This is a genomic window from Caballeronia calidae (assembly GCF_900044055.2).
Lineage (GTDB): Bacteria > Pseudomonadota > Gammaproteobacteria > Burkholderiales > Burkholderiaceae > Caballeronia > Caballeronia calidae.
In genome coordinates this window covers 114,050-126,926 of record NZ_FCOX02000005.1, presented here as the reverse complement: position 1 = coordinate 126,926, position 12,877 = coordinate 114,050, and the positions used below count along the sequence as shown (strand labels likewise).

Annotated in this window: 10 protein-coding genes; 4 read left to right on the top strand and 6 right to left on the bottom strand. The window is 64.9% G+C overall.

Translation table 11 applies throughout. The features are described from left to right. The first annotated feature begins 96 nt into the window (after positions 1–96). Complete coding sequence (locus AWB78_RS07385) at positions 97–1,638, top strand: methyl-accepting chemotaxis protein (RefSeq protein WP_062603731.1); 1,542 nt, start codon at positions 97–99, stop codon at positions 1,636–1,638. 40 nt (positions 1,639–1,678) lie between these two features. Here AWB78_RS07385 and AWB78_RS07380 read toward each other — a convergent pair whose 3' ends face one another. Further along, positions 1,679–2,875 (bottom strand): M20 aminoacylase family protein, encoded by a 1,197-nt coding sequence (locus tag AWB78_RS07380; RefSeq protein WP_062603728.1) that lies wholly within the window; start codon positions 2,873–2,875, stop codon positions 1,679–1,681. A gap of 140 nt (positions 2,876–3,015) precedes the next feature. Continuing rightward, positions 3,016–4,503, bottom strand: coding sequence for a MocR-like pyridoxine biosynthesis transcription factor PdxR (gene pdxR, locus AWB78_RS07375; protein WP_062603726.1), 1,488 nt, complete (start codon positions 4,501–4,503; stop codon positions 3,016–3,018). A gap of 128 nt (positions 4,504–4,631) precedes the next feature. Here pdxR and gabT point away from each other — a divergent pair, with 128 nt between their 5' ends. Beyond that, entirely contained in the window at positions 4,632–5,927 is a 1,296-nt protein-coding gene (gabT, locus tag AWB78_RS07370) for a 4-aminobutyrate--2-oxoglutarate transaminase (protein WP_062603724.1), read from the top strand. Between the two features lie 781 nt (positions 5,928–6,708). Continuing rightward, positions 6,709–8,169 (top strand): NAD-dependent succinate-semialdehyde dehydrogenase, encoded by a 1,461-nt coding sequence (locus tag AWB78_RS07365; protein ID WP_062603723.1) that lies wholly within the window; start codon positions 6,709–6,711, stop codon positions 8,167–8,169. A 75-nt stretch (positions 8,170–8,244) separates the two neighbouring features. Here AWB78_RS07365 and AWB78_RS07360 read toward each other — a convergent pair whose 3' ends face one another. Continuing rightward, a complete protein-coding gene (locus tag AWB78_RS07360) occupies positions 8,245–8,844 on the bottom strand; it encodes a hypothetical protein (RefSeq protein ID WP_062603995.1) in 600 nt (199 codons plus the stop codon). A 278-nt stretch (positions 8,845–9,122) separates the two neighbouring features. Between AWB78_RS07360 and AWB78_RS07355 the strand changes: the two genes are divergently transcribed. Then, positions 9,123–10,286 carry a metallophosphoesterase gene (locus AWB78_RS07355; protein ID WP_062603721.1) on the top strand — a complete coding sequence of 388 codons (1,164 nt, stop codon included), beginning with the start codon at positions 9,123–9,125 and terminating at the stop codon, positions 10,284–10,286. A gap of 199 nt (positions 10,287–10,485) precedes the next feature. Here AWB78_RS07355 and AWB78_RS07350 read toward each other — a convergent pair whose 3' ends face one another. From AWB78_RS07350 to AWB78_RS07340, 3 genes are all read right to left on the bottom strand, one after another. Next, complete coding sequence (locus tag AWB78_RS07350) at positions 10,486–10,986, bottom strand: hypothetical protein (protein ID WP_157697434.1); 501 nt, start codon at positions 10,984–10,986, stop codon at positions 10,486–10,488. 175 nt (positions 10,987–11,161) lie between these two features. Beyond that, a complete protein-coding gene (locus tag AWB78_RS07345) occupies positions 11,162–12,208 on the bottom strand; it encodes a patatin-like phospholipase family protein (protein ID WP_062603717.1) in 1,047 nt (348 codons plus the stop codon). Between the two features lie 62 nt (positions 12,209–12,270). Next, positions 12,271–12,852: a hydrolase gene (locus AWB78_RS07340; protein WP_062603716.1), complete on the bottom strand. Its 582-nt coding sequence runs from the start codon at positions 12,850–12,852 to the stop codon at positions 12,271–12,273. Positions 12,853–12,877 lie beyond the last annotated feature (25 nt).

Genomic DNA, 12,877 nt, shown 5'->3' with positions numbered 1-12,877 from the left:
TCCGCCGCCGCGCCTGCCGTAAAGCGGGCAAGCGGCGGCATGCACCGCCGCTCATGACAGACAACGCAAAGAGGCGACGGGCGCAACATGAACAGAATGACGTTGAACAGGAAGCTCGGCTCGCTGATCGCCGTGCTGTGGATCGGCTTGATCGCGATCGGGATCATCGGGGCGTGGCAGAACCGGACGTCGATGATCGACGACCGCAAGGAGCAGTTGAAGACCCTCGTCAACGAGGCGCACGCCATCACCGCGCACTACGCGGCGCTCGCCGCGAACAAGAGCCTCACCGAAGAGGAAGCGAAGAAGCGCGCGCTGGAAGTGGTCGGCGCGATCCGTTACGGCACGGACGGCTATCTCTCGATCAACGACTCGCATCCGAAGATGGTGATGCACCCGATCAAGCCCGCGATGAACGGGCAGGATCTGTCGACGTACACCGATCCGGCGGGCAATCGCCTGTTCGTCGATATCGTCAAGGCCGGCGATCAGCCCGGCGGCGGCTTCATCAGCTATCTGTGGTCGAAGCCGGGCAGCGACAAGCCGGTGCCGAAGCTCTCGTACTCGCAGCGCTTCGCGCAGTGGGACTGGTATCTCGTCACCGGCATGTACATGGACGACGTGCAGAGCGCGTTCTATGCGAGCGCGCTGCGCTGGCTCGCGATCACCGCGCTGCTCGGCGGCATCGCGACGGCGGCGATGCTGATCGTCCTCTCCAGCATCCGGCGCAATCTCGGCGGCGAGCTGGAGCTCGCGGTCGGCGCGGCGCATCGCATCGCGCGCGGCGATCTGACGAGCACCGTCGATGTTCGTCCGAACGACACGACGAGTCTCCTGCACGCGCTCGGCGTGATGCAGCGGGGCCTCGTCGAGACCGTTTCGCGCGTGCGCAATGGCACCGAGAACATCAACGTGGGCGCGTCGGAAATCGCGGCGGGCAATACGGACCTCTCGCAGCGCACCGAGGAACAGGCGGCGGCGCTCGTGCAGACCGCATCGAGCATGGACCAGATGACCGCCAACGTGAAGAACAACGCCGAGAGCGCGGCGCAGGCGGCGCGTCTCGCGGAGCAGGCGGCGGACGTGGCGACGCGCGGCAGCGGCGTCGTCGATGACGTGATCGACACGATGACGCGCATCACCGCAAGCTCGCAGCAGATCGGCGACATCATCGGCGTGATCGACGGCATCGCGTTCCAGACGAACATCCTCGCGCTCAACGCGGCGGTGGAAGCCGCCCGCGCGGGCGAACAGGGACGCGGCTTCGCGGTCGTCGCGGCCGAAGTGCGCAGCCTCGCGCAGCGCTCGGCCACGGCGGCGAAGGAAATCAAGGCGCTCATCGAGACGTCGACGCAGACGGTGCAGCAAGGCGCGTCGCTCGTGACGAACGCGGGCGCGACGATGACGGAAATCGTGCAGTCGGTGCGCCGCGTGAACGAGATTCTCGACGAGATCAGCCACGCGTCGCGCGAGCAGAGCGCGGGCATCGAGCAGGTGAACCGCGCGGTCGTCGAGATGGATCAGGTGACGCAGCAGAACGCCGCGCTCGTCGAGGAAGCCGCCGCCGCCGCACATTCGCTGAAGGATCAGGCGGATATGCTGCGCGAGGCGATCGGCAGTTTCAGGCTGCCGGCCTGATGATCGAACGGCGCGTGAGAACATCACGCGCCGTCTTGCCTTATTGCGCCAGGAAACGCTCGACCAGACGCGCCCAGTACGCCGCGCCGACCGGCAGATTCTTGTCGTTGAAGTCGTAATGCGGGTTGTGGACCATGCAGCCGTCCTCGCCCGCGCCGTTGCCGATGCGCAGGAACGAGCCCGGCCGCTCCTGCAGCATGAAGGCGAAGTCCTCGCTGCCCATCAGCAGATCCGCATGCGCGACGACGTTCTGCTCGCCGACCAGCTCGCGCGCGACCTGAATCGCAAATTCCGTTTCCGCGTCCGAATTCACGACGACCGGATAGCCTTCCAGATACGTCACCGTCGCTTTCGCGCCGTAGCTCGCGGCCTGCGATTCGACCAGTTCCCTGATGCGGCGCTTGAGCAGCTCGCGCACCTGCGGATTGAACGAGCGCACGGAAAGCTCCAGCGTCGCGCGATTCGGAATCACGTTGTTGACCGTGCCCGCGTGCATCGAGCCGACGGTGACCACCGCGGGCTGCGCCGGATCGATGTTGCGCGCGACGATCGTCTGCAGCGCCATCACGATGCTCGCCGTCACGACGACCGGATCGACGGACAGATGCGGACGCGCCGCATGCCCGCCGACGCCCTCGATGATGATCGACACCTGATCGCCCGCCGCCATGAACGGCCCCTTCCGGAACAGGAACGTGCCGGGCTGCGCGCCGGGATGGTTGTGCACGCCGAACACGGCATCGCAGTGGAAGCGCTCGAAGAGCCCTTCCTCGATCATCTTCTGCGCGCCGCTCGGCACGCCGTGCTCTTCCGCCGGCTGAAAGTACAGATGCACGGTGCCGTTGAAATTGCGCGTGCGCGCGAGATGACGCGCGGCGCCGAGCAGCATCGTCGTGTGGCCGTCGTGGCCGCAGGCGTGCATCTTGCCGTGCGTCTCGCTGGCGTAGGGCTTGCCGGTCTGCTCGATGATCGGCAGCGCGTCCATGTCGGCGCGCAGGCCGATGCTCTTCGCGCCGTCGCCCGCTTTCAATGTGCCGACGACGCCCGTGCCGCCGACGCCGCGCGTCACCTGCCAGCCCCACTCTTCCAGCCGATCGGCGACGAGTGCCGCCGTGCGCGTCTCCTCGTAGGACAGCTCGGGATGACGGTGGATGTCGTGGCGAATCTCGCGCAGCGACGGGGCGTCGTCGGAAAGATCGGCGATGACGGTGAAGCGTTGATCGGGCGAAGTCGTCATGGAAAAACCTTTGCTGAGTGAGTCGGGCGATGCCGTTAATCGGAAAACGGCGCACATGATCCTCCACATGCGCCGCGCTTTCCAGTTCCACGCACGATTTTTTCGCAGCGCGGCCACGAAAACGTGAAGTTTCGACCGGTTCAGCGCAGAAAACGGTCGATGACGCCCGCGAGCTTGTCGAAAGCCGGCGCGATTTCGTCGTCCGGCACGCATGCGTAACCGATCAGCAAGCCGGATTCCGCGTCCGGCCGATGCGCGTAATAGCCCGAGAGCGGCCGCACGACGATGTCCTCCGCGAGCGCGGCAGCGGCGAGCGCGCGATCGTCGACATCGTTCGGCAGCCTGAGCACGAGATGCAGCCCCGCATCGCCGCCGGCGATCGCGAGCCTGTCGCCGTAGCGCGCGGCGATCGTCGCGAGCATCGTGTCGCGGCGCTGGCCGTAGAGCGCGCGCATGCGCCGGATGTGCGACGTGAAATGTCCCTGCTCGATGAATTCGGCAAGCACCGCCTGCTGCAGCAGCTGCCCTTCGCGATAGAGCTCGGCGCTCGCCGTCGCGAAGCTCTCCGCGAGCGCCTCCGGCACGACGACATAGCCGATGCGCAGTCCCGGGAACAGCGTCTTGCCGAAGCTGCCGACGTAGATCACCTGGCCGCCCGAGTCCATGCCTTGCAGCGATGCGAGCGGGCGGCTGCCGTAACGGAATTCGCTGTCGTAATCGTCCTCGACGATCCAGCAGCGATGCTGCCGCGCGTATTCGAGCAGCATGCGGCGGCGCGCGAGGCTCATCACCATGCCGAGCGGATATTGATGCGACGGCGTGACGAGCATCAGCTTCGGCGGCGATGCGAGATCGGCGGGCGTCGGCGCGATGCCTTCCGCATCGACGGGAATCGCCTTCAGATCGAGCCCCGACACCTGCAGGACGCTGCGCACGCCCCAGTAGCACGGGTCTTCGGTCCAGATGGTGTCGCCGGAATCCGCGAGCAGGCGCGCGGCGAGATCGATCGATTGATGGATGCCCGTGGTCACGACGATCTGCTCCGGCGTGCAGCGCACCGAGCGCGACGTGCGCAGGTAGTGCGCGAGCGCGTGCCGCAATCCCGCGTGGCCGCCGCCGGGCGCGTAGGTCAGCAGATCGGGCAGCGGCTTGCGCCAGTATTTCGCGTGCAGCCGGTTCCACACGCGCGACGGAAAGCGCGACACGTCCGGCACGCCCGGCATGAACGCGCCGCCCTGACGCTTCGACACGCCCGCGCCCGCCAGCAGCCGCGCGCCACGCGCGGACAGCGCCGATTGAAGGCCGGATGGCGCGGCGGCTTCCCAGGGCGCGTCGTCGAAGAGGATTTCGTCGGGCGCGCTGTCGGCGACGAAGGTGCCGCGCCCCGTCGCCGACGACACGTAGCCTTCGAGCGCGAGCTGCTCGTACACCTGCGTCACCGTATTGCGTCCGACGCCGAGTTCCGCCGCGAGCAGCCGCGACGACGGCACTTTCGCGCCCGCCGCCAGTTCGCGCGTGAGGATCGCCTGCTGAAGGAGCCGGTGCAATTGCCGGTAGATCGGCTGGCCGTTCGAGCGGTCGATGCGCTGAGCGAGCCAGTCGGAGAGCACACTTGCGCGCGTGGACATCGAATTGGCTCCTATAGATTTATTGAAATGGCTCTGAACTTGAGGGCCAAATCTTACTATAGTCATCTTCAGGTTCAGCCGGCCGATGCGGCCACCCTCGACATGCGCCTCGCGCGAAGGAGATTCCTGTGAGCACCACCCTCAAAAACGCCGACCTGCAAGCCCGCAAGAATGCCGCGACCCCGCGCGGCGTCGGCGTGATGTGCGATTTCTACGCAGCGCGCGCCGAGAACGCGGAACTGTGGGATATCGAGGGCCGCCGCTTCATCGACTTCGCGGCGGGCATCGCGGTATGCAACACGGGGCATCGTCATCCGAAGGTCGTCGAGGCGATCCGTGCGCAGCTCGACTGCTTCACGCACACCGCGTATCAGATCGTGCCGTACGAGTCGTACGTGTCGCTCGCGGAGAAGATCAGCGCTCGCGCACCGAGCACCTATCCGAACAAGACCGCGTTCTTCACGACGGGCGCGGAGGCCGTCGAGAACGCGATCAAGATTGCGCGCGCGGCGACGGGCCGTCCGGGCGTGATCGCGTTCACGGGCGGCTTCCACGGCCGCACGCTGATGGGCATGGCGCTCACCGGCAAGGTCGCGCCGTACAAGATCGGCTTCGGGCCGTTCCCGTCGGACGTCTATCACGCGCCGTTCCCGAATCCGCTGCACGGCGTGTCCGTTCAGGATTCGCTGCGCGCGATCGGGCATATCTTCAAGGCGGACATCGAGCCGACGCGCGTCGCGGCGATCATTTTCGAGCCGGTGCAGGGCGAAGGCGGGTTCAACCCGGCGCCGGTGGAATTCGTGCACGGTTTGCGCGAGATCTGCGATGCGCACGGCATCCTGCTGATCGCCGATGAAGTCCAGACCGGCTTCGCGCGCACCGGCAAGCTCTTCGCGATGGAGCATTACGATGTCGCGACCGATCTGATGACGATCGCGAAGTCGCTGGCGGGCGGCATGCCGCTTTCGGGCGTCGTCGGACGCGCGGACATCATGGACGCACCCGCGCCCGGCGGTCTCGGCGGCACGTATGCGGGCAATCCGCTCGCGCTGGCGGCGGCGCACGCGGTGCTCGAAATCATCGACGATGAAAATCTTTGCGAGCGCGCGACGGTGCTTGGCGACAAGCTCAAGACGAAGCTCGACTCGCTTCGGGGCGATGTGCCGCAAATTGCCGATGTGCGCGGGCCCGGCGCGATGGTCGCGGTGGAGTTCTGCAAGACCGGTTCGCGTGAGGCCGATCCTACGTTTGCCAAGCAGGTGCAGGCGCGGGCGCTGGAGCGTGGGTTGTTGCTGCTCGTGTGTGGGGTTTATTCGAACGTCGTTCGGTTCCTGTTTCCGCTCACCATTCAGGATGCGGTTTTTGATGAGGCTTTGGGGATTCTTGAGGAGGTTTTAACTGAGGTTGTTGGCGCTGCGGCTTGATGCTTGGTGCTGTTTTTTCGCCGGATCCCAGTTTCGTGTCGGTTTATTAGCGTTGCCCCTGTGCGGGGCGGCAGTCACTTTCTTTGCTGCTGCAAAGAAAGTAACCAAAGAAACAGCTATCCCCAGCCTAAGCACTTCAAGCCGGCCGCGGCACAGAAGATTGCACGTGGTCCGGCAGTAGCGAGTGCCCTCATAGGCCATACCGGGCTTGGATCGCGCACGGTCTGACAAGCTAGTTGTTTGAGCACGCTGGTTCAGCACCAAATAGCTCCGGCACAGCGCTACGCGCTGCCGCTGGGTTTGCAAGGGAAACCGCCGGTGGGCGAATGCAGTGAGATGGAAGCGTTAGCACGGGAGTGCGCGCACGCCCGATGGACCGGTCGGCCGCGAAGCGGGCCGGAGCTATTTGGCGCCTTACCAGTCAGTTGAGCGGCGCGATGTGGCAGACCGTGCGCGATCCAAGCCCGGAGAGTTTGTGAGGGCACTCGCTACTGCCGGACCACGAACGATCTTCTGTGCCGGGGCCGGCATGAAGTACTTTGGATGGGGATAGCTGTTTCTTTGGTTACTTTCTTTGCAGCAGCAAAGAAAGTGACTGCCGCCCCGCATAGGGGCAACGCTAATAGACCGACGCGAAAACAGGATTTCACGCACGCACGCACGCACCCGAGAACAAACCAGGCGACTGCCGCCCCGCCCAGGGGCAGTGCCAATAGACCGACACGACCACGGGATCCGGCGACAAACAACACCCTACAACCCCACGAGGAATACCAAACCCATGAGCCTGAAAGAGCACCTAAACGACCCGACGCTCCTGCGCCACACAGCCTACATCAACGGTGAATGGCAACAATCCGACGATGGAAAAACGTTCGAAGTCATCGACCCGTCGAACGGCGAATCCCTCGGCACCGTCCCCCACATGGGCGCGAACGAAACCCGCCGCGCGATCGAAGCCGCCAACGCCGCCTGGCCCGCGTGGCGCAAAAAAACCGCCAAGGAACGCGCCATCATCCTGCGCCGCTGGTTCGACCTGATGATGGCCAACGCCGACGATCTCGCGCTCATCCTCACGACCGAGCAAGGCAAGCCGCTCGCCGAAGCAAAGGGCGAAATCACGTACGCCGCATCGTTCATCGAATGGTTCGCCGAGGAAGGCAAGCGCGTCGCCGGCGATACCCTCGCAACGCCCGCCGCCGACAAACGCATCGTCGTGACCAAAGAGCCGATCGGCGTCTGCGCCGCGATCACGCCGTGGAACTTCCCCGCCGCGATGATCACGCGCAAGGTCGGCCCGGCGCTCGCGGCAGGCTGTCCGATCGTCGTGAAGCCCGCCGAAGCGACGCCCTTCTCCGCGTTCGCGCTCGCCGTGCTGGCCGAGCGCGCAGGCATCCCGAAAGGCGTGCTCAGCATCCTCACCGGCGACCCGAAAGCCATCGGCGAAGAGATGACCAGCAATCCGATCGTGCGCAAGCTGTCGTTCACCGGATCGACCGCCGTGGGCCGTTTGCTGATGGCGCAAAGCGCGCCGACGGTCAAGAAAGTGACGCTCGAACTCGGCGGCAACGCACCGTTCATCGTGTTCGACGACGCCGATCTCGACGCCGCGGTGGAAGGCGCGATCGCATCGAAATATCGCAACAGCGGACAAACTTGCGTCTGCACGAACCGCTTCTACGTGCACGAGCGCGTCTACGATGCATTCGCGCAGAAAATGGCAGCGGCCGTCGGCAAGCTGAAGGTCGGGCGCGGCACGGAAAGCGGCGTGGCGCTCGGGCCGCTCATCAACGAAGCGGCCGTGAAGAAGGTCGAGTCGCATATCGAGGACGCGCTCGCGAAAGGCGCCGCGCTCGCGTCGGGCGGCAAGCGCCACACGCTCGGCCACGGCTTTTTCGAGCCGACCGTGCTGACCGGCGTCACGCCCGACATGAAAGTGGCGAAGGAAGAAACCTTCGGCCCGCTCGCGCCGATCTTCAGATTCTCGTCCGACGACGAAGTCGTGCGCCTCGCCAACGACACCGAATTCGGTCTCGCCGCGTACTTCTACAGCCGCGACATCGGCCGCATCTGGCGCGTGGCCGAAGCGCTCGAATACGGCATGGTGGGGATCAACACCGGCCTGATCTCGAACGAAGTCGCGCCCTTCGGCGGCGTCAAGCAATCGGGCCTCGGGCGCGAAGGCTCGCATTACGGCATCGACGATTACGTCGTCATCAAGTATCTCTGCATGGCGGTCTGATCGCGCGTTGCACGCTCCCGAACGCAAAAAGCCTCGACACTTCCGTGCCGAGGCTTTTGGCGATGTCTCGCCGAGTTAGTTCGTCGAAGTGGTCGGTGTCACTTGCACCGCCGTCGCGGACACGAACACAGCGTGGATCGTGTCACCCCTCTTCAGCTTTTCCGCCGCGAGATCCGGCGTGAGATCGAACGTCTCGGTGTGCCACGGGCCGCGCAGCGTGATCGTGCGCTTCTTGTTGTCAACGCTCTCGACCGTCGCCAGGACCTCGATCTGACGAGCGGCGTCGAAGCCCGTCACACCGTTCTTGCCCGACGTCGGCTCATAGGCGGCCGTATCGACACGTTCGCGCTCGCCGTTGCCCTTCACCTTTTCGGCGCTCACGAGCAGCGCGTTCTTGTAAAGCACGTCGACCTTGTCGCCGAGGTGCAGCTTGTCGAAGTTCGTGACTTCCTTGTTCACGAGCACGGCTGCATCACCGTGAGGGCCACGGAGCGTCAGCGTGCGGTTGGCGGCGTCGATGCCCACGATGGTTGCGTGAACGTGAATCGGATCGGCCAGACTGACGACCTTGTCGGCGGCCTTTGCGAGCGGATCGTTCTGCGCCATGGCGGAACCCGTCGACGCAACCATCGCCGACACAAAAATTGCCGAAACTGCACACAGCCTCAGGTTCATGGTGATGCTCCATATTTCCATTTATCGAAATTCGCAGTGCCAATCATTTCAAATTTCCTGTTGATCGGACACCACGGCAGCGACCGAAGTCGAATCGATTTATACCCCGTCAGCGCTCTGAAGCAAAAATCTCATACGATATTTGACGAATGGCTTTCTTCGGCCCGGCTCGACCCCTAAAGGCCATACAGGCGTCGAACCGGTAGAATCCGCTCCATATCCGGCGCGGGTGCACACTGCCCGCCTCCTTGCCGCTTCTTCGATCTCTCAGGGGCGCTATGCGACGCTCGGCTTTCTTTATCCGTTTCATCGGCATCGGCGTTCTGTTTCACCTGTATGTCGGCGTGCGGCTCATTCCGGACGCGCCCGTGGGCCTGCCGCTCAAGGTGCTGGCGGCGATATTGCTTTCGGTGTCGGTCATCGTCATTCCGCTTGGCATGGCGGCGCGGCAGATCGAACCGCAGTCGCTCGCCGATCGCCTCGCCTGGCTCGGGCTGACCGCGCTCGGCTTCTTCTCCTCGCTGCTTCTTCTGACCTTCGCACGCGACGTCATGCTGTTCTTCGTGCATCTCGCCGACTGGCTGCGCGGCGTGCCGGTCGGGTCGCCGGTGCTGGTCGCGTACAGCGCGCTCGCGGTGCCGCTCCTCGCGGTGCTGTTCTCCGCGATCGGCTTCTATAACGCGCGGCGGCGCGCGCCGGTCGTGAGCGTGGATGTGCCCATCGACGATCTTCCCGCCGCGCTCGACGGCTTCACGATCGCGCAGATCAGCGACATTCACGTCGGTCCGACGATCAAGCGTCACTATGTCGAGCGTATCGTCGCGGCGGTAAACGAGCTCGAGCCGGATCTGATCGCGGTGACGGGCGATGTCGTAGACGGCACCGTGCCGAATCTCGCCGACCACACGCGCCCGCTCGCCGGCCTCACCGCGCGGCATGGCGCGTTTCTCGTCACCGGCAATCACGAGTATTACTCGGGCGCGGACAAGTGGATCGCCGAATTCCGCCGCCTCGGTCTGACCGTGCTGCTCAACCAGCATGTCGTGCTGAATCACGATGGCGTGCAAGCCGTAATCGCGGGCGTCACGGATTTCAGCGCCGGCAGCTTCGATCCCGCGCATCGCAGCGATCCCGCGAAGGCGCTCAGCGGCGCACCCGACGATGCCACCGTGCGCGTGTTGCTCGCCCATCAGCCGCGCAGCGCGACGGCGGCGGCCGAGGCAGGCTTCACGCTGCAACTTTCGGGACACACGCACGGCGGCCAGTTCCTTCCGTGGAACTTCTTCGTGCGTCTGCAGCAGCCGTTCGTCGCGGGGCTCGTGAAATTCAACGGGCTTTGGGTGTACACGAGCCGGGGCACCGGCTATTGGGGACCGCCGAAACGACTGGGCGCGCCGTCGGAGATTACGCTGGTTCGTCTGGTTGCGTCGGCATCAGCATGACGACGCTGTGACGGCTCGAAAAAAAGACGCGCGGCGTGGGGAACGCCGCGCGTCCAGCGCTCGGGGGGAAGCGCAGCGTCCAGACGGAGACGAAAGGACGCGCTCGAACTGGCAGGCGGGGCCCCGCCAGCGAGTGATTAAAAGTAAGGGAACAGAAAAATCGAAACCACCAGATTTTTCTTAAAGAGTTGCACGCGATTCAATGCTTCCCGGATGACGCGTTCAGGACATCCACTCTGACGGCCGTGCCGTTTGCAAGCGTAGCCGCCTGACGCGCATCGCGCGTTCGCACCTCGATGGGAAGGCGATCGGCATCCGCGAGCATGACGACGCCCGTGGCGGGATCGATACTCGTCACCTGTGCCACGAAGCGCTTGTCGCCGGGGACGAACGCCTGAGGCTTCACATGTCCGACCGGCGTCAGCGCGACAGGCTGCAGCGCCGAGCTCTTGATGCGCGTACCGAGCGGCAGCTTGTCGAGATCGTGCATCTGCGGGCTCACGTTCAGGCGCGTCTCGACGCCCTGCGCATTCACCACCGTGACGCGACGCGACGCAGTATCGACAGACTTCACCTCGCCGATGATCTGAACGACCATTTCTCCTTCGATGCGCGGCGCGGCGCGATCGGCCTTCGCGGTCACGCCTCCCAGTGCGATCACCGAGGCTATGGCGGCCATTCCAAGCGTTTTGATTTTCATAGCAATGTCCTTGTCACGGGCTGTTGTCCGGGCTCTGCGCACGACATCGTTCGCATCGCAACCGCCCTTCCCAAATTACCCGAACGATTGTGCCCGCTAAATCGCAATGCACCATTCATGGGAGTGCGAAATTTTGTGCTCGATCGCTTCGCCGCGCGAAACGCCGCTCATGGCGCTATGACTTCTTCGATACCGCGGCCGGCGTCGTCGCGTAGACGCTCCTGTGCGGCGCGGTGCCTTCTCTCGGCCAGTCGGAGCGTGCATCGAAGAACCATTCGGCGCGCTCGCGTCCCTTGCGGATCAGCGCATGAATGAGCGCGGGATTGCGATCGAGCTTCGATGCGTAGTCGAGCGGACCGGGATAATCTTTCGCGTCGAGATGCATCTGCACGACGCGCACCTTGATCGGCTTGTAGCGCTTCGCGAGGGATTTGTCGGCCTTCAACAGATCGTTCACGCGCGTCGTGAAGTAAAGCTCCTGCCCGAGCGCGAGATTGCCGGCGAGCTCGTTGCGCCGGTCGATGATCTCGTTCATCGATTCGGGCAGCTCGCGGCGATGCTGCGGATTGATCTGCACGACCCAGATCTCGTCGGGCCGCATGTCGATGGCGAAGTCGGTGAATTCGCGCACCGGCGGATTGCTGCTGAAGAGGCCGTCCCAGCACATGCGCCCGTCGGCGGCGACCGCGCGATACAGCGGCGGCACCGCGGCCGATGCCACCAGCTCATCCTGATTCAGCTTGTCGCCGGGAAAGATCACGCGATCGCCGGTGCGCACGTCGGTCGCGCCGATCAGAAGCGTCGGCTTCGCGCGCCGCTCGGGTTCCGTCGGCAGCGATGCGAAGGGAAGATGCTTGGCGAGCAGCTCGCGCAGACGCTCCTCGGCGACCGGCGGATACAGATACGGACTGATTTCCGCATTGATGGGCAGGCGCGCGTACCACGTTCCGACCGCGTTGGCGACGATATCCGGTCCCTCGCGCGCCTCCAAATCCTTCCAGAAGGCGGCAAGGCGCTGCCTGGCATCGGCGGGGCCGCCGAGCAGCAAGCCCGCCCAGACGAGCGCGCTGCACATCGCGCCGCCGGACGTTCCGGACAGCGCGACCAGCTCGAACCGGTCGAAGCACTCGTCGCTCAGCAGCCGTTCGAGCACGCCCGCCGCGAACGCCGCATGACTTCCGCCGCCCTGACACGCGATCGCTACTTTCGGAATGGCTGCCATCACCGCACCTCGTCGCGCCCGTCGATATCGGACGTACGCTACAGGATAGGCGACGCGCGCCGCTATGCCAGTGCCGCCAGCACCTGTTCCGTCGAACGAATGCGGCCGATGCGCGGAAAGATGTAGCGGCAGGTCGATTCGTGCGTGTCGGCGTGCAGATCGCTCATCGCGTCCTCGACGAAAATCTGCTGATACCCGCGCTCGTGCGCGCCACGCGCGGTCGCGTCCACGCCGATGGCCGTCGCGATGCCGCCCAGCACGATCGTGTCGATGCCGCGCCGGCGCAAGTGCGAGTCGAGGTCGGTGCCGTAGAACGCGCCCCACTGCCGCTTGATGACGACGATATCCGACGCCTGCGCGTCCAGCTCGGCGCACAACTCGCTCCAGCCCGCGGGCTCCGGCGCTTCCTGCGCCTGGCCCGAGTCGGTGATCGGACGCAGGCCGCCCGGCGCATTCGGAAACGCCACCTTGACGAGCACGACCGGCGCGCCCAGCGCACGAAACCGGTCGGCGAGCGCACGCGCGTTCGCGAGCACGCTCGCGGCGTCGTGAGGCTGCACGGGCAAGGCGGCGATGCCCGCCTGCAAATCGATCAGCACGAGCGCCGTCTTCGCCGGATCGAGCTTGAATTCGAGTGCGTTCATGAGAAAGTCGCCAGAAAGATGAATG

Coding starts and splice junctions, on each gene's coding strand:
- AWB78_RS07350 (WP_157697434.1), bottom strand. CDS start 10,986: ATGAAAATCAAAACGCTTGGAATGGCCGCCATAGCCTCGGTGATCGCA.
- AWB78_RS07355 (WP_062603721.1), top strand. CDS start 9,123: ATGCGACGCTCGGCTTTCTTTATCCGTTTCATCGGCATCGGCGTTCTG.
- pdxR (WP_062603726.1), bottom strand. CDS start 4,503: ATGTCCACGCGCGCAAGTGTGCTCTCCGACTGGCTCGCTCAGCGCATC.
- AWB78_RS07380 (WP_062603728.1), bottom strand. CDS start 2,875: ATGACGACTTCGCCCGATCAACGCTTCACCGTCATCGCCGATCTTTCC.
- AWB78_RS07385 (WP_062603731.1), top strand. CDS start 97: ATGACGTTGAACAGGAAGCTCGGCTCGCTGATCGCCGTGCTGTGGATC.
- AWB78_RS07340 (WP_062603716.1), bottom strand. CDS start 12,852: ATGAACGCACTCGAATTCAAGCTCGATCCGGCGAAGACGGCGCTCGTG.
- AWB78_RS07365 (WP_062603723.1), top strand. CDS start 6,709: ATGAGCCTGAAAGAGCACCTAAACGACCCGACGCTCCTGCGCCACACA.
- AWB78_RS07345 (WP_062603717.1), bottom strand. CDS start 12,208: ATGGCAGCCATTCCGAAAGTAGCGATCGCGTGTCAGGGCGGCGGAAGT.
- AWB78_RS07360 (WP_062603995.1), bottom strand. CDS start 8,844: ATGAACCTGAGGCTGTGTGCAGTTTCGGCAATTTTTGTGTCGGCGATG.